Raw genomic sequence first — 16,510 nt, forward strand, 5'->3', positions numbered from 1 at the left:
TTTTCTACGTCTCGTGGGCGCTGCGATGTGTATAAGAGAGAGTTTTTAATTTATCTAAAGAAATACCATTTTCATCAAAGGATCTCCAACCAGATATTTTTATTCTTCTCATTTTCATTTACTTTTCTCTCCTTTCCCAACCTCTGATAATTGCTTCTACAGAATAACCATCTGGTTGTCCTGTCGTCCATGAGTGATGGTATCTGACATCGTTACTCTTAGGCATTGGTGCTGGGCTCCTGAACATAACTTTTCGAGGTAACTTAATACCATCCCCTGATACTAATGCCTCACCATCTCTTAAGCTTGGTAGCACATCAGCCTGCCCTCCCAATGTATCAGGAAGTAATCTTCTAACCTTATTCTGATCTATATCGTTAGTTAGCCGTAAAGTTATAAAAGTCCCACACTGTGAAAGTACTGTAGTAGATATATTTGAAGGTCTCTGGGTGACAACTATTAAGCTAATCCCGTACTTTCTACCTTCTTTAGCCACTCGTTCAACTCGTCGCTTACATAGCGAGAATCTTGCACTTTCCTCTTCAGGAATATAATTATGCGCCTCTTCAAGAACAAGTGCGAGGGGGAGATTTTCTGGATCCAAATCCCAATACTTATAATCAAAGCACAACCTAGTTAATATACCTATACATATATTTCTCACCTCAGAAGGTAATCCACTCAAATCTAAAATATTAAGATATTTACTTATTCCATTCAAGCCTAGTACTTTATTAAAATAGTTACTTAAATTGGTTTTATTTGAAATATCACAATGAAGGAAAGAATATCTGCTGTCATCAATAATATTCTCAAATTTCAATATTAGCTTCTCCCACGGTTCTGCCTTTGCAGCAGAGCTAGCTTTATCTCTCTTTTCTTTAAACTCTTTAATCAGATCGTTAATATCAAAGAATATTGGAGTATCTACCGATACTCTCTCAGATTCTGTTGATATTTCCGAATACTCTCTCTGTTTTAGAGTTGTTATTATACTTTTAACCTCTGCAAATTGTGTGGTACCAGCTCCTGGATAATATATATCTAAAAACTCTTCTATATCCAAGAACCAATACGGCAATGAGAATTCACTCCAAGCTGTGCACTGTGTTTTTTCTTTATAACCTTCGTTCGGTACATCTCCATATCCAAATGCAGATGGGTATTCATTATGTATATCAAAGAAGATAATTCTAGGGTGCTTATAGCTGTTTAATATAGATTGCATTATACTAGCAACAGTACAACTCTTTCCACTACCGGTTGTTCCTAAGATTGCAACATGCCTGCCGAGTAATTTATCTATATCCAAATAAACTTTATTTAAATCATTATCAGTCACAAGAAAATTTTTGTTTGTTACTTCTGAATCTATACCTAACAATTTATTTACTTGATCTGGCGTTAAAATATATGATTTACAGTTAATAGTCGGGAGTCTACTGGCTCCTCTCGTAAATTTATTGAAATCATCAACTGAACCGACAACGGAAAGTGTTACCTTATTTAGATCGCTTGATTGTATTTGTACCGAATCACCGTCCTTAATTTTTACTTCAACATCTTCAATCTGAATTTTTGAAACTATACATATAGTATCGCCATGCCTGCCTCCGCAATTAACATAACTACCGACTTCTAGTTGATAATTTTTATCTTCCAACTTTTTGTCTAAATCATCGGCTTTTAAAACAATATTTGAACCATCTACTTCTCTAACGCTACCAAACTGCAATTGTTCTAAACGTAATGTCATTAGTTATTCCTTATACTCATGAACTTATCCAAGTCATTATATTTATTACAGCAAAACGCACTTGCGCGCAATGCTATCCCCGCCTCGCCTGCCCGCTTATTGTGTCGCTTTTCATGCAGTTGCATTATGCCCCTTAAACCGCGCCAGCACTGGGACGGCGGGGAGGCCGTAAGGGCATTATAGGCATGCAAATTCATGCACCCTATGCATGCAAGCTCAAAAATGAGAGGCCCGCCAGAGAAAAACCCGCAGAAAACAAACACAGAAGGGAATAAAAAAACCGCCCCTCAAGAAAGGAGCGGATGCTATTAATCAATGTAGACAATTATTATTACCGTAACGGTTCAACGTTCGGTATTCCGGCGACGGTTCCGGAATAGTTTCCGGGGGTATAGGTTGCCGGATCACATGCTCAATACTTTCCCGCGTCTTAAAGGTGCTGGAGCAGTCGATATTTTGGCACTGGTAATAGGCCTCTTTGGTCTGTTCTGTCAGATAGCGACTGGTGCGGGTATGTGCGCCGCTGCGGCAGAAAGGACAACGCATCATCGTTTAGGCCTCCTCTGCTGCTTTAACTTTCTTACGTGCGGCGATTTCCTCAGCGAGTTTCGTGCGTGCTGCAGGGCTGTTAATCAGCGTTTGGTCAAGGCCACTGAAATCCGGGCCATACAACCCAATGGCGTCAAGAATAGGGTCATCCTTTGTGTTCAGGGGGTAGCTATCGGCGCGTGCAAGCAGCGCCTGCATGATTTCCTGCATCACGATACTGCGCGGATCCCGGGCGCACAGGTTATTGTTTTGGAACTGGTGTTCATCATGGCCGAGACGCGATTGGGCATGGATCCGCAATGCAACCGCGCGGATCAGCGACGATGCTTTCTCAAGCGCGATCTCCAGTGTCATTTCAGAGTAGGTACGTAAAATCGTGCGATGTTTCTGGTCATAGCTGCGGGCGGCGGAACAGGCTGAGAGCATTGCCTCTTCCTGTTCATCCGACAGCTCAGACAGCAGACCTTCATATTCATTCACCAGCTCGCGCTTGATGATGCGCTGGGTGTGCAGGTCTTGCATCTCCGGCGTCAGAGCCCCTTTTGCTTTGCGGAACCGCTTACGCCAGCCCTTGTCATCGAGAACGGCCTGCTCTGCTGTGGCACGTTTTTTATCGTGCGTGGACGCAATGGCCTGACGGATATCACTCAGCTCGGTTTTCTTTTGGTTATAACCAACACGAGCACTATCAAAGCCAGATTGTTGCTGCAAAAAACGGACAGACAGGGCGGCAAGCGGGGTCTTGGTGGTCATCGAAAAAACTCCAGTTCGTTATGTTGTGTGAACAGTGTCCGATAACCGGCACAACTGCTCAATCGAACACAGTTGTCACTCCGGCTACACAACTTGGAATTTTTTCAATGCGTTAGGTGACATTTTGCAGTAAAGGATTGCCCGCCAGAGAAAGGGTGTTTCGGTGAGTCGGCCGCTGCCTTTATCGATTTGAAGGGGTAACAGCGGTTACACAGGTTACAGCTATGATTAGAAAGGGAAAAATGTGTTACCCCGGCGATAATTGACGGGGTAACACCGGGTAACAGGGTGAAAAAAAGCCGACTTTGTTACCCCTGTTACCCCAATCAAAACAAAAGGGGTAACAGATTTTCTCCAGTGATTACAAAGCTGTAACCCCTGTTACCTCTGTTACCCTTTAAAAATAAGACTCGCGTAAAGACTTAGCCTAAGACGTCACTGGTAAATACATACAGTTTCTTGACGCCCATCTCTGGCGGGCGGGTGGCCGTTTGCATTTTGCCGTCTTTGGCCGGAACCAGAAAACCGGCCTCCGCGCACAACCTTGCGACCTTCCGCGCATCAAAGCCCTTGCAGATCTCCTTCCAGCCGGAAGGCATCACATAGAACGTTGTCATCGCCTCCACCTGCCGGGCATGGTTGCCTTTTTCCACCTTGCGCCAACCCACCATGTTACCGGGGCGGTTCATCTCGTTATGCCAGTCAGCGAAGCGGCTGAACTGCCCAGCTGTGAAGAAGGTGCGCACCTGCTCCAGCGCGGCAATATCTTCCTGATTGGCGCTGTGGCCACGGTCAGCCAGCCATGCCCGCATGCAGGTCTGGGTCGCCCGCAGCGCTTCCCCCTCCGGCCAGCCGGTGATGCCGAGTCGTGTCGCCAGCTCCCCGGCCATGGCAACCAGCGCAAAGCGGTTGATGGCTCGCCCGACCTGATTACCGGCATCCTCCGGCATCAGCAGTTGGGTGTACTCCTTCATCAGCACCTTGGCGTTGGCCGTCATGCCGTTAAGGTCTGCGGTGAGGGCTTTCAGCCAGGCGCGGAACGGCGTGCCGTACACCGTCGCGGTGGCAACTTCAAAATGTTCCGCCAGCGCCTTACCGCTGTCGAACCCGTGTAGAGTTTCAAACACGCCGTATTTACCGGAGTCGCTCGGTATCTGGAGCATCCGCACTTCCATCCCGGCAAATGTGCGTTCGCCGGCGCGGGCGGCGTGCTCGGTGAGCGACAGCTCCCCGGTCGAGAAGAACAACAGCCTCCACTGCTTGCGGGCGCGTAACTCGCCGTCGGTGCCTGCCCGCCCTTTGCCTTGGCCGTTCGCCAACATATAGGCGATGTTTCCGGCCTCACGGCCATCCACCTCCCGGATTTCATCAAGCATCATGGCTGCATCGTTACGGCGGCTGGCGGTGCCTTCCAGCGCATTACCGGTGGAGCGCCACGTGTGCCAGTAATCCGGGCCACCGCATACGGAGGTGGCCGCCTTCATGGTGGTGGTCTTGCCGTCGGTGGATTCGCCCTTGAGGTGATAACCGCCGCCGTCCATCCCCACCAGACGCAGCAGCGGCGCGGCAAATGCCAGACTGACCGCAAAGGCCACGCGGGAGTTGCCGACACAGTAGCGGCCAATCTGTTCCTGCCACTCCTCCAGCGTCCCGGCCACGCGAAAATCTTTGCCCTGCACACTGGCGGTTTGCAGTATCACCGCCTCCGCATCTTCGCCGATCACCTCATCCTGCAATACATAGACATCGCCGTGCCAGCCGGTCTTGTTCACGCAGGTGACTTTGCGCTCCGGCTTGCACAGGGAGATGTACTCCATCAGCCGGGCGCGGGCCTCGCCGGTGGTGCTGATGTACGACAGGCCGTTGACCAGCAAGATACGGCGCAGTTCTTCACCGCTGCCGCTCAACATCTCCATCGGCATCGCCCATTTGCGCGACTGGCCGTAGGTGTCCTCCCATTCCAGCAAACGGCCGAAGTTGCCGCCGTCGGCATCGCAGGTGATGGCTGTCACCCGCAACGGGTTACTGATTTTAATGTTGCGGATTTCGGTGTCGCCGTCCGACTTTTGCACCTGTTTGTCGAACCACAAATATTCCTGCGTCAGTCGGAACCCCTGCGGCAGTTTCACCGCCGACTTACCCAGTTGCACCAGTTCCTCGTTGAATGCCTCTTTGGCGCGTGCCGGGCCGTTCTCCTGCATAAAGTCATTCCAGTCCGCCTTATGGCGGGTTGGCGGCAGGGTGACGCAGCCGTTGACGGCCTTAGCGGCTTTCTCCGCCCAGACTTTGCCGGTGTTCTCTTTGCCGTCGTAGAAATCATTGTCTCCGGCGATGACGATTCGGGCTTGCGGCCAGCGGGCATGTACCGCCAGTGCCACGTTCGGCAGGTTGCTGGCCGAGATGGCAGCCACTACCCAGCCTGCGGCGAGCTGAGCGGCCGTCAGCGCGGTGGCGTAGCCTTCAGTGATAATGACCTGCGCCGGGGGGACTTCTGCGCCCGGCAGCTCACTGAGGGCGATAAATGCCCCCTTTTGTACCGTCCCCGGCAGCAAACGCTTATCGCCCAGCGGGGAAATAAGCTGTGCACCTGTCACTGCGCCGTGAATATCCGTCAACTCCAGCACCAGTGAACCGGGCGCGAAGTCCACACCGCCGCTTTTGCGGGCTGTGGTGGTCAACGGATGTGGCAGAGCCGGGAAGCCTTTGCCGTTCAGATACTCACTCTGCCCGACAGCGCAGAAGGCCAGCCATTGCGCCACCGTATCCGCCATTGCCGGTGCGGGGTTGGTGGCTTCTTTTCTGGCGGGCTTGGGTGGCTGTTGCTGTACCTGACTCAGTTGCAGCACGTCGGCCACCTCATTGACGGCCTGTCCGACGCTGATACCGTTAACCAGCGCCACCAAGTCCAGCCCGTCACCGTACGTGCAGTGCGTACAAATCCAGCGGCCATCGCCGTTCTTGTCATCCATGCGAAACGGCTTGGTGCCACCGCACTTCGGGCAGGCGCCGTGCTGACCGTGAGGCGGAACCGTCACGCCGAGCAGGGGAAAAAGGGCTTCCCAGCGGCCGCGGGCCGCCTGTTTGGTCTGTTCTAATTTAGTCATTGCGCCCCCTTAATGCAGCGTCGGTGCCGGATGGCTGGACGTGACCGCCACGCCGCACAGCTCCGCCATAATGTTGCAGCCCTGCGCCGTGAGCTGTGGTGCCGCCAGCAGGATATTCGGGGCCACCATCTCGCCCAGCAACGAACAGGCAATCTCCATGCCTTCGTCAATGCCGTGCATCTTCACGAACAGCGCTTCGATGTCGCTGGCAATCAGCTTCTGCAGGCTGTCCAGTGAGTGGGAAAGCGCCACGCCCTGCACGGCACAGGCGGCGAGATAGGCTTCGGCAACCGCACGGCGAAACAGCGCGGTGCGCACTTCCAGTGGAATGCAGGAGGCAGAACCGTTATCCAGCGTCATGCGACCACCTCCCCGTTAATCACGGCGCACTGCGCCTGAACGAAGGCCAAATCCTCCGACAGGTAAGCCACCATCGCGGCCATTTCCTGCGTGGTGATACTGGTCGGGAACTGCGTCGATGTGGTCTGACCGGCGAACAACATATCCAGCAGCGAACAGGCTTGCTTGGCGCGGTTTAATTTCTCAAAGGCGTCTTCGGTCATGCCGTAAGACAGGTACTGGCAGGATGGCGGCAACACAGTGCCCTGAGCTGATGATTGCCCATGTAATGAAGTCATGATTTTTGTCCGTCAGAATCGAAAATTAAGCGTGATGAACCGCGTTACAGGAAGCGGGAATAATGGGTATCGTCGTGCTCCGGCGCAGGACGTTCGGCCGTCCAATGGCGGCTACGCACCACTTTCACCGATGGATGCAGACGTAACGGCGGCTGACTGCCGGACGACCGGGAGCCAAGGGTACGCGGTGCATCGGCGATTTTGGTGTACACCTCAGCGAACCACGGCAGCGGCATAACGGTGACATTGCCGGATAACTCGTATTCAAAAATCACTTCATAGGCAAACTCAGGGTTGAGCTGTGAAATAGCCTCGCGGGCACGTTGCAGGTTCAGGATGCGTACCGTTCTGCCTTCCTGATGCTGATAGCGTTCGCCGTATTGCGGAAACTCACGCATGACAGCCTCCCTGCGGCAGGCGACCGGCAAACAGCAGCACATAATCCCCGGCTAACTGGCGGCGGGCGCTGCGTTCGTCACCGGCGGTAATGCGCAACATCACCGGGCGGATTTTGCGCTGGGTGCGGTTGATTGCGGCAAAGATGTAGGTACACTTTGATGTAGCCATGGCGTTGCTCTCAATTTACGTTGATGGTCAGGCCTCAACAGGTACTGGTAATACTCGTTGGGGCCGCTTGGAAATTAGGTTCAATTTCATGTAAGGTACGTACCTTATGTGGTGTATTACAAACAAAGGTACGTACAATGTCAAGAGTTAAAGACCGCACTCCCAAAACCGGCGGAAAATCACCTACTTTTCAAATCCGTATAAATCCGGAGCTACGCGAACAGTTGGATCAGGAAGCTGAAAAAGATCAAACCACCCTAGCTAACTGGTTCAAAGAACTTGCACGGAAAGAACTCAAAAGTAGAGGCATCGAACCAAAGGGATAACTTAGAGTTGGCGATATTTAGTGTATCGCCATAAAGCTTAATGTTTCCCCTGTCTGATCTTATTTGCTGCCAACCTTTGTTTATCGTATTCAGAAGAAGATTTTTTTTCTAAATTATCGCGCCAATCATAATAGTCGGCTGCACGCCAACGTGACATACGACCTAGCTTAATCGGACGAGGAAATCGTTCCTGAGAAATGAGACGGTAGATCCATTTGTCGCTTAAAAGACAGTCAGTCGTGATGAACTTCATGTCAATCAGGGCATCCATCGGTGGACGGGCAAGGTATGGATTGTTGGCTGTGTGCATTGCGCTCTATCTCCGTAATCTGTTGTATTTTCAGGTCAACGAGACATATTGAATCACTCTAGCATGCGCAAAAAAAGGGGGAGTAATACGCTTTACGCTAGCTATCTATTACTCCTCCTACTTGTTAATTTTTTATTTTATAAGAGGAGGCTTCACTGCTTTTCTAAGTAACCTGATAATTTCATCTTTTGACAGTGGTGCCCCATCTACTTCACCCCAATACTCATACCGCTTATCCCATAGCAGCGATCCCCAGCGAGAGGGATTTTTACTGCATTCATCCGGGAAGCGCTTATATAATGAAATAGCTGCCAACAACACGCGCTCTCTGTTAGCCGCATGTCGCTCAATTTGAGCTGATTTTTGAGATCTGTAACTGTATTTCTTTTTATTTATTAATTTTTTCCCATCTAACGCGCCTGCAATTATGATATTAAAATCACTCTCAGTAACATATAGATCATCAATTTTGCAACAACCTTCAAAATCGTTAGAATATAAACGCAAAAAATTTAAATTATTAAGATCACCATATGGTTGAAGGTGAGTGAAGTTCGCTCGAGGGTTGTATCCCAGAGTACCACATTTTTTAATATATGATTCCGTCAGTCTCCATACCCCAGAAATACTAACATTAACATAGATAACATTCTGTCCACTTGGTTTTACTCGTTCTTTCAAATAACGCTTATCACAATTTTCAGAAGGTATTAATGGCTCATCATCCCACCAATCACTTGGGCCTTTTTTTAACTCAGTGAAACCCGAGGATTTAGTTAAAAAATGAACATTGTCAGCGTATGAACTACCTAACCATGCATCTAATTCTTCTCTATTTCCAGAAAATTCCATATCAAAAATGGAATATTGATTAGATTCTAACTTAGTAAGTATATTTACTTCGCCAGTAATAGCACTATTAAAAATATCATTAATTGACAGGCCGCTGCTTTCTGCTGCCTCATATATCGTTATTAGCTTTTTCATTTTTATAATTAGCGTACTAATCCTTGTAAAAAGTCAGCATACCATTGCATCATTTCTCTACGGCCATCCAAGTATTGTGCATGGTTATAAGCTCCGCGAATTGCGTTTCTATCTACATGCGCTAGTTGCATTTCAACCCAAGCAGAATCATAGCCTTGCTCGTGCAGGATAGTACTCATCGTGTGCCTAAAACCATGGCCAGTCAGCCTGCCTTTATAACCTAAAAGCTCAATAACCTGATTGATGCTTTCCTTACTGATCGGCTTGCGCTGATCGTTCCTGCCAATAAAAACAAGCGGATAATGGCCTGTTATCGGCTGTAACTGCTTCAATAAGGATATGACTTGTCTTGATAATGGTACTTTATGAGGTCGGCGCATCTTCATATGTTCAGCCGGAACCTCCCACATAGCTTTATCAAGATCAATATCTTGCCAACGAGCAAAACGCAGTTCCTGAGTTCTTACACCGGTATACATTATTAAGTAAGTCGCTGTTTTGGTGATAATACTACCGGTGTAGCCCGCTAAATCCTGCAAAAAATCAGGCAACTCTTGCGCTGTTAAGAATGGGAGGTGTTGTTTCTTATGTACAGCTAAAGCACCGGCTAAATCAGGGGCAGGATTATACTCAGCGCGGCCAGTAATAATCGCATAACGGAATACCTCGCCGCATCGCTGGCGCACTTTACGCATTTTCTCCAATGCGCCACGTTTCTCCATTCTTTTGAGTGTTTCTAACAACTCTAACGGCTTAATTTCCGCAATAGGTCGTAACCCGATATAGGGGAAAATATCCTTTTCGAAAGTATCAATGATTTCATCACGGTAACGTAGTGACCAGCGATCAGCCTTGGCTTTATGCCACTCACGTGCAATCGCTTCGAAAGTGTTCTCTGCTGCTATTTTTTTAGCCTGTTTCTCTGCCTTCTTTATAGCCCCGGGATCATTGCCCTGTGCAAGGGCACGCCTCGCCTCGTCTCTTTTCTGACGGGCAACGGCTAAGGATATGTCGGGGTAGACACCAATGGACAACAATTTTTCACGCCCTATCACACGATACTTCATGCGCCAATAGCGGGAACCATTTGTGTTTACCAACAGATATAATCCCCCACCATCAGTGAGCTTGTAGGGCTTGTCTTGGGGTTTTGCTGTACGCACCTTTACGTCAGTCAAAGGCATTGCGTCTCCTTCTGGGGGTATCAATTTTTAGGGGTACTTTTTAACCCCCAAAAACACCCCTTAATGGGGGTAGATTTGAGTAGACACAGGTTGACATCAGAAGAGATGTATTTCAAGTTACCTATTGGTTTTTAATGAAAAATATGGACTTTAGTTGACATGAAAAGATGAGCTTTGGCGGAAGATCACAGGAGTCGAACCTGCCCAGGACCGCTGGCGGCCCCAACCGGATTTGAAGTCCGGCCGCCCCACCGGGGACGAGGATCTTCCTTCGGGAGTCAGAAGCAAGAGCCTGATTATAGCGCAGTTTATCCTTAGCGCTAAGAGGGAAATAGCGGCGGCCTCCGGCAACAATACCGGAGGCCGGCAGAATTACGGCTTCAACAGATCTTTGACGTCCAGCAGGATAAATTCGTTATCATCCGCCACGTTCGGCTGGCGGCTGGAGGAGAACGGGAAGTTATTGTCATTGCCGACAATGATATGGCTACCGTCCACCACGTCGACGTTTTCAATGGTGAAGAACGGGAAGGTCAGCACGCCGTTGTTCAGCGGTTTGCGCGCCAACTTGTTCGGGTCCTGAATGTTCAACAGGTCGATATAAGCCAGTTTGTCCACCGGTTTGCCGACGTTGGCATCAGAAAAAGCGATTTTATATACCCGCTTGAACTTCGCCACCTGGCTGAAGCAGTTGTCGGTTGGCGCCCCCGCCGCACAGGCTTGGTCCGGTGTGCCTTCGCCGTTATCACGCTCAATCACCAGGCCATGGGTAGCGTCGATCATATTGAAATCGCCGATGGCGTTCTGGTTGTCTTCCAACACGTACTGCCAGCTGCGACCGCTCCAGGCCTGCTGTTTCACGTCGAATTCCAGCACCCGCAGGTAACGTTTTCCGTCAAGGTTTTCAAACTTTTCGCCATCCCACAGTGCGCCCTCAAGCAATGGGTACAGCTTGCTGCCGTCCGGTGATGCCGCCATGCCCTCAAAGCCCTTGGAACGCGCCACCTGGAAGTTCTGTTTGCCGTCCGGCGCGCCCGGCAGGGTCAGCGTCGGGTTATCCGGCGATTTGACTACCTTGCCGTCCACCTTGGTGTCGAACACCGCCAGCACCTTGCCGGCAAGATCGGCCTTGATCAGGTAAGGGCCAAATTCATCGCCGATCCACAGGGCATTATCGGCGAACTGGAAGCTTTCGGGGTCGAAGTCGCTGCCGGTGAGATAACGTTTGTCGGTGCTCTCATTGACGATATGGAACGGCACCTTCTGGTCGGGATCGTGCAGGAATACCGTTTTCAGCGGTGTCACCGTGCCGTTGTCAAAGTCGATTTTGTAGTGATTGAGGTACAGCATGGCATCCGGTGAGTTGGCTTTGCTGCCAAAGCCGTTATCGGTCAGTACCCAGTAGGTGCCGTCGGGCATGTGCTTGATACCGGAATGGCCCTGTAGGGGCTGGCCTGCGATCGGCAGGCCGATACCGGTCATGCGATCGGCGGATTTTCCCGCCACGCTGCCCAGTTCAGTCACGCGTTTGCCGCTGGTGTATTTGCCGCTCTGTCGCAAATCAGCGGGGGCATCCTGTGGCGCAGCGATGCTGGATTTTACCGCCAGTAGCGCATGCCCGGCCAGCGTCGCAGGCACCGGTTGGGCATCGGCCCACAGGTTACCGCTCAGCGCCATACAGCCGGCCAACAGCGCCAGACGAGTTTTGGTGATGTGCATGTCATGGTTCCCTTTTGTTGTTATCGCCCAGAAGTAAAAGCAACGTCACTATAGGGAGCCGCAATGACAGAAATATTATTCGGCGAAGGCCCGCCGGTAGCTGTGCGGATGGAAGCGCCAGGTGATGGCGATCAGCACCACCACCAGCAGCGCATGGATCTGCCAATCCAGCACAAAGCCACCGCTGTAATCACGCAACAGGCCGGAAATGTACGGCGTCATGCCCGCCAGCAGGAAGCCGATACCCTGCATAAATGCCACCAACCGCCCCGCCGCCGCCGGGTGCGGGATATGGTCGAGCGCCAGCACCAGACACAGCGGGAAAGCGCCACCCAGCCCCAGACCAGAAAGCAGTACCCACAGCCAAGGCAGCGTTTGCGGCTGGTAGATAAGCCCGATAAAACCAGCCAACTGCATGACCAGCGCCAGCAGCAACAGCGGGCGCCGATCCATAGAGCGCGCCAAGGCGGGCAACAGCAACGCCCCCACGACCTGGCCGAAAGTCATCAGCGCCAATAGCGATCCGCTGGCCTGCGGCTGCCAGCCAAGCTGCATATAATAAGGGGGCAACCAGGCGATCAGGCTGGTGTAGCCGCCATTAATCAAACCGAAATAAGCACCGAGCAGCCAGGCGCGGCGGCTGAGCCATAAGCTCGGTCCGCGAGCAGTACCGGACGGCGTCAAACGTGCCAAACCTCGGCTGACGGGCCACCAGGCGATCAGCGCCACCAGCGCCGGTGCAGCCCACCAGGCCAGCGCGCTATGCCAGTCATGACCGATGCTCGTCAGCCAAGGCGTGATCGCCGCCCCCAAGCCACCGCCCCCCATCAGCGCCGCCGACCATAGCCCGGCCACCAACGCCATCTGCTTGAGAAAGTGATGCTTGATAATGCCGGGCATCACCGCCTGGATAACGCCAATCCCCAGCCCGCCCAGCACCGCGCTTAACATCAACTGCGCGCTGCCCGGTGCCAGCTCACGCCAGGCGGCGCCCAGGCCAATGGCCAACAAACTCAGGACAACGCTGGTGCGTTCGCTGAACAGACGGTTGATGGCGCCGCCAGCCAACGCCATCAGCCCCATCATCAACACCGGCAAGGTGGTCAGCAGGGCCGCGCCGCCAAAACTCAGCCCGGTAGCCTGGCGCAGCGTCGGCAACAGTGGGCCAATCGACGTCAGCAACGGCCGCATATTCAGGCCAATCAGTACCAGTACCCACAGCAGGGGATTAAACCAGCGGCGTAAGAAAGGGGGAGCAATAAAATGATTTAACACGGTCTATTCCTGAACTTCCGGGGTGAAGAGTGCGGCGTCACAACCTGTACGCCGCAGCGTTGCATTACTCTAGGCAACGCCGCTAGTATTGGGAAATTAAATAATAAAATAGCCAGCAGTGGGAAAATGAATCGCTACCCGATGTTCAATCCGCAGTTATTGCTCAGCTTTGTCGCCGTGTGCGACAGCGGTAGCTTCACCCGCGCCGCGGACCGGGTATTTTTATCGCAGTCCACCGTCAGCCAGCAGGTGCGCCGGTTGGAAGAGATGCTCGGTAAACCGCTGTTTGAGCGCTCCTCTCATCAGGTGTTGCTGACCGAGGAAGGCGTCAAGCTGTTGAGCTATGCGCGGCGGATCATTGCGCTGAATGAAGAGGCACACGACGCCCTGACCGGTATCTGGCGCGACGGCGTACTGCGGCTGGGAATGCCGGAGGATTTCGCGGCACCGACCACGGAACTGCTGGCGGAATTCAGCCGGGCGCACCCGCACCTGCGGCTGGACGTCACCAGCGGCCTGAGCGCCGATCTGCACAGCGCCTATGCCCGTGAAGAACTGGATCTGATCCTGGTGAAACAGCGTCGTAGCCAACCCCCACGCGCCGCCAGGCCGGAGCCGCTGCTGTGGCTGGATAGCCTGGCCTTTCCGGCCATCGAACAATCCCCGGTTCCGCTGGCGGTGTTCCCGCTCAATGGCCTGTACCGCGATGACCTGTGCCAGGCGCTGGATAACCTCGGCAAGCGTTGGCGTATCGGCTACAGCAGTGCCAGTCTGGCTGCTCTCACCGCGGCATCCGCCGCCGGGTTGGGCGTCACGCTGTTGCCGGCCAGTTGCCGCTTGCCCCGCCACCGGGTGCTCGGCGTCGCCGAAGGGTTACCGCCGATCGACAGCATCGAACTGGCGTTGTATTACCGCGACGGCGCCCCTGCCGCCACCCCGGCACTGGCCGAACGGCTGAAGGCATTCTGCGGGTTGGTATGAAAGGCTATAAAAGCTGCGGATGTTTGAGCCGCAACCAATCGTTAGCCACTAACCAGAGTGCCTCAGCCTGCTCCAGGCAGGTAAGTACTGCGGCATCAGTCACCAAATCCCCTGAGTAGTCAGCGATATTGCGTTGTTTTCGCAGGGCATCCAGGCAGATCATGACGTCACGCGAAATGCCCAAGGTGAGCGGCAATGATTGGATCATTAGCTGATGATGACCGGGCTTGTTGGTCGAAATTCGAAAGCCTTCGGCCTGTAGAGCCGCATTGGCAATTTGCATGACTGCTTTATAGGCGGTGTCAAAACGGGTTTCATTGCTGAGCTGAGTGATACTGGCGTCATGCCGATTACGTGCAGCGGCAGAGAGTAACTTTCTGATTGCGCCGACGTCAGGCCGTATCGCCTCCAGACCAAGGCCTATCAAGTTGTCTAGGGTCATCCATGTCTCCCAAAATCCTTAGTTGAGGCTTACTCATAATATCCTGAATAAACGCTGAGTTTTCCGCCAAAGCCGCCTGCCACTCCATCAGAGAATACAGTTTTGGGTTAATTTCCCTGCCCAATTCCTGTTGTAACGGATAAAACGCATTGATTACCTCCGGAAAAGACAGATTGCCGACGATCAAAACGTCTATATCACTGTCGGCATTAGCTTTACCACTGGCGATCGAACCAAAAACGAAAGCCAGCTCCAGTTCGACATAAAACTCGGACAATGCCTGCCGCAAACGTTCGACCAGCCCGGAAGTTTTGCGAAAAATGGCGGCCAGTTCTGGAAAAATCAGGCAGTTGAGGTTCGCCCGGTAGCAAATTTGGTTTCCCTGTTGCTCCCTGAGCAAAATGCCGCCCTGAGCCAATTTGTTCAACTCTTTATGCAAAGTACCGGCTTGAGTTGCGGTCTGTCGCGCAATCTCACGCACATGAAATGCTTTTTCCGGCCGACTTAGCAATAAAAGAAGCACTTTTCGCCGATATTCATTGAACAGGAGATCGAGTAAAGGGTCGTACATGATGTCTCTCAGTGTAGCCTTATTGGCTACAAATGTAGCCAATAAGGCTACACTTAACAAGTATATCCCTAATACCCGACCTCACCGTAACGCTCGCGATAATCTTTCGGCGTCATGTCGTAGCCCTTCTTGAATACCGAGTAAAAATACTGCAGTGAGGGATAGCCGCACATCTGCGAAATCTCGTTGATGGTCAACGAAGTGGCCTTCAGCAGGTTACAGGCCCGATCCAGCTTCTCCTGATGGATCACATGGTGGATGGTTTCGCCAGTTTCATCTCTGAAGCGCTTTTCAAGATTGGAACGCGACAGCCCTACCGCGTCGAGCACCTGTTCGACCTTGATGCCCTTACAGGCGTGATGGCGAATATAATGCATGGCCTGGATCACCGCCGGGTCACGCAGCGAGCGGAAGTCGGTGGAGCGACGCTCGATCACCTTCACCGGCGGCACCAGAATACGTTGCAGCGGCAGCTCACGACGATCGAGCAACTGATGCAGCAGCTTGGCGGCACGATAGCCCATCTGGCGGGTGCCCTGCGCCACGGAAGACAGCGCCACCCGCGACAGGTAGCGCGTCAGCTCTTCATTGTCGATGCCGATCACGCACAGCTTTTCGGGCACCGCAATGTCCAGATGTTCGCAAACCTGCAGCAGATGGCGAGCCCGCGCATCGGTCACGGCGATGATGCCGGTCTGCTGCGGCAGCGTCTGTACCCAGTCCGCCAGCCGGTTCTGGGCGTATTGCCAATTCTCCGGCGCAATGGCCATGCCCTGATAGACCACGCCCTGATACTGCTCCAGCGCCACCCGCTGACGGAAAGCCTGTTCGCGCTCTTGCGCCCAACGTTTGCCGCCTTCACTCGGCAACCCGTAGAAGGCAAAGCGATTAATGCCCTTTTCCTTCAGGTGGCTGAACGCCGCCTCTACCAACGCCTGATTATCCGTGGCGATATAATGCACCGGCGGGTAATCCTCATCGCGATGATAAGAGCCGCCCACGCCGACGATCGGCACCCTGACGTTATGCAGCAAATGTTCAATTTCACGGTCGTCGAAATCGGCAATCACCCCATCGCCCAGCCAGTCCTTGATATTGTCGATACGGCAGCGAAAATCCTCTTCGATAAAGATGTCCCAATCGCACTGTGAAGCCTGTAAATACTCACCAACGCCCTCAACCACCTGGCGGTCATACACTTTATTGGCGTTGAACAGCAACGTAATGCGAAAGCGCTTTTCGAACATGCGGTATCCCCGGTAGCCCCCAGTGAAGGTAGGGGGCGAATAAATTCGCCCCGATTAAGGCGGGCGCAGCATGCAGCGCCCCTACCCTGTCTGGGGATGGC

At 52.4% G+C, this 16,510-nt stretch carries 18 protein-coding genes and 1 tRNA gene; 2 read left to right on the top strand and 17 right to left on the bottom strand.

Annotated features, from left to right (window positions below; genetic code table 11):
• Nucleotides 1-118: 118 nt before the first annotated feature.
• From H5P17_RS12675 to H5P17_RS12710, 8 genes are all read right to left on the bottom strand, one after another.
• Nucleotides 119-1,756 (bottom strand): ATP-binding protein, encoded by a 1,638-nt coding sequence (locus H5P17_RS12675; RefSeq protein WP_182823282.1) that lies wholly within the window; start codon nucleotides 1,754-1,756, stop codon nucleotides 119-121.
• 312 nt (nucleotides 1,757-2,068) lie between these two features.
• On the bottom strand, nucleotides 2,069-2,305 hold the full coding sequence (locus tag H5P17_RS12680; protein ID WP_182823283.1) for an ogr/Delta-like zinc finger family protein: 237 nt from the start codon (nucleotides 2,303-2,305) through the stop codon (nucleotides 2,069-2,071).
• Between the two features lie 3 nt (nucleotides 2,306-2,308).
• On the bottom strand, nucleotides 2,309-3,058 hold the full coding sequence (locus H5P17_RS12685) for a hypothetical protein (protein WP_182823285.1): 750 nt from the start codon (nucleotides 3,056-3,058) through the stop codon (nucleotides 2,309-2,311).
• Between the two features lie 422 nt (nucleotides 3,059-3,480).
• Nucleotides 3,481-6,162: a TOPRIM and DUF927 domain-containing protein gene (locus tag H5P17_RS12690; protein WP_182823287.1), complete on the bottom strand. Its 2,682-nt coding sequence runs from the start codon at nucleotides 6,160-6,162 to the stop codon at nucleotides 3,481-3,483.
• A 9-nt stretch (nucleotides 6,163-6,171) separates the two neighbouring features.
• Entirely contained in the window at nucleotides 6,172-6,522 is a 351-nt protein-coding gene (locus tag H5P17_RS12695) for a DUF5375 family protein (RefSeq protein WP_182823289.1), read from the bottom strand.
• Nucleotides 6,519-6,800 (bottom strand): hypothetical protein, encoded by a 282-nt coding sequence (locus tag H5P17_RS12700; protein WP_182823291.1) that lies wholly within the window; start codon nucleotides 6,798-6,800, stop codon nucleotides 6,519-6,521. Before H5P17_RS12700 ends, H5P17_RS12695 begins: the two co-directional genes overlap by 4 nt.
• A 44-nt stretch (nucleotides 6,801-6,844) precedes the next feature.
• Nucleotides 6,845-7,198 (bottom strand): hypothetical protein, encoded by a 354-nt coding sequence (locus H5P17_RS12705; RefSeq protein WP_182823293.1) that lies wholly within the window; start codon nucleotides 7,196-7,198, stop codon nucleotides 6,845-6,847.
• A complete protein-coding gene (locus tag H5P17_RS12710) occupies nucleotides 7,191-7,367 on the bottom strand; it encodes a host cell division inhibitor Icd-like protein (RefSeq protein ID WP_021807316.1) in 177 nt (58 codons plus the stop codon). Before H5P17_RS12710 ends, H5P17_RS12705 begins: the two co-directional genes overlap by 8 nt.
• 137 nt (nucleotides 7,368-7,504) lie before the next feature.
• Here H5P17_RS12710 and H5P17_RS12715 point away from each other — a divergent pair, with 137 nt between their 5' ends.
• Nucleotides 7,505-7,693, top strand: coding sequence for a hypothetical protein (locus H5P17_RS12715; protein ID WP_072022365.1), 189 nt, complete (start codon nucleotides 7,505-7,507; stop codon nucleotides 7,691-7,693).
• A gap of 37 nt (nucleotides 7,694-7,730) precedes the next feature.
• Here the strand turns inward: H5P17_RS12715 and H5P17_RS12720 are convergent, their stop codons facing one another.
• The 6 genes from H5P17_RS12720 to H5P17_RS12745 form a co-directional block, all read right to left on the bottom strand.
• Nucleotides 7,731-8,003, bottom strand: coding sequence for an AlpA family transcriptional regulator (locus H5P17_RS12720; RefSeq protein WP_072022364.1), 273 nt, complete (start codon nucleotides 8,001-8,003; stop codon nucleotides 7,731-7,733).
• Between the two features lie 132 nt (nucleotides 8,004-8,135).
• The gene (locus H5P17_RS12725; RefSeq protein ID WP_182823295.1) at nucleotides 8,136-8,990 is read right to left on the bottom strand and encodes a hypothetical protein; all 855 of its coding nucleotides are present in this window, start codon (nucleotides 8,988-8,990) and stop codon (nucleotides 8,136-8,138) included.
• Nucleotides 8,991-8,998: 8 nt separating this feature from the next.
• A complete protein-coding gene (locus tag H5P17_RS12730; RefSeq protein WP_182823297.1) occupies nucleotides 8,999-10,174 on the bottom strand; it encodes an integrase arm-type DNA-binding domain-containing protein in 1,176 nt (391 codons plus the stop codon).
• A gap of 175 nt (nucleotides 10,175-10,349) precedes the next feature.
• Nucleotides 10,350-10,444: transfer RNA gene (locus H5P17_RS12735), tRNA-Sec, on the bottom strand.
• A gap of 102 nt (nucleotides 10,445-10,546) precedes the next feature.
• Entirely contained in the window at nucleotides 10,547-11,893 is a 1,347-nt protein-coding gene (locus H5P17_RS12740; protein WP_182823299.1) for an esterase-like activity of phytase family protein, read from the bottom strand.
• Between the two features lie 75 nt (nucleotides 11,894-11,968).
• Nucleotides 11,969-13,168 (bottom strand): cyanate transporter, encoded by a 1,200-nt coding sequence (locus tag H5P17_RS12745; RefSeq protein ID WP_182823301.1) that lies wholly within the window; start codon nucleotides 13,166-13,168, stop codon nucleotides 11,969-11,971.
• A gap of 126 nt (nucleotides 13,169-13,294) precedes the next feature.
• Between H5P17_RS12745 and H5P17_RS12750 the strand changes: the two genes are divergently transcribed.
• The gene (locus H5P17_RS12750; protein WP_044554352.1) at nucleotides 13,295-14,149 is read left to right on the top strand and encodes a LysR family transcriptional regulator; all 855 of its coding nucleotides are present in this window, start codon (nucleotides 13,295-13,297) and stop codon (nucleotides 14,147-14,149) included.
• Between the two features lie 4 nt (nucleotides 14,150-14,153).
• Here the strand turns inward: H5P17_RS12750 and H5P17_RS12755 are convergent, their stop codons facing one another.
• From H5P17_RS12755 to xylR, 3 genes are all read right to left on the bottom strand, one after another.
• Entirely contained in the window at nucleotides 14,154-14,591 is a 438-nt protein-coding gene (locus H5P17_RS12755; RefSeq protein WP_182823303.1) for a DNA-binding protein, read from the bottom strand.
• Entirely contained in the window at nucleotides 14,542-15,162 is a 621-nt protein-coding gene (locus H5P17_RS12760) for a nucleotidyltransferase domain-containing protein (protein WP_182823305.1), read from the bottom strand. Before H5P17_RS12760 ends, H5P17_RS12755 begins: the two co-directional genes overlap by 50 nt.
• Before the next feature lie 68 nt (nucleotides 15,163-15,230).
• Complete coding sequence (gene xylR / locus H5P17_RS12765; RefSeq protein ID WP_044554349.1) at nucleotides 15,231-16,409, bottom strand: D-xylose utilization transcriptional activator XylR; 1,179 nt, start codon at nucleotides 16,407-16,409, stop codon at nucleotides 15,231-15,233.
• Nucleotides 16,410-16,510 lie beyond the last annotated feature (101 nt).

The sequence above is a fragment of the Serratia sp. OS31 genome (assembly GCF_014164835.1).
Taxonomy (GTDB): Bacteria; Pseudomonadota; Gammaproteobacteria; order Enterobacterales; family Enterobacteriaceae; genus Serratia; species Serratia liquefaciens_A.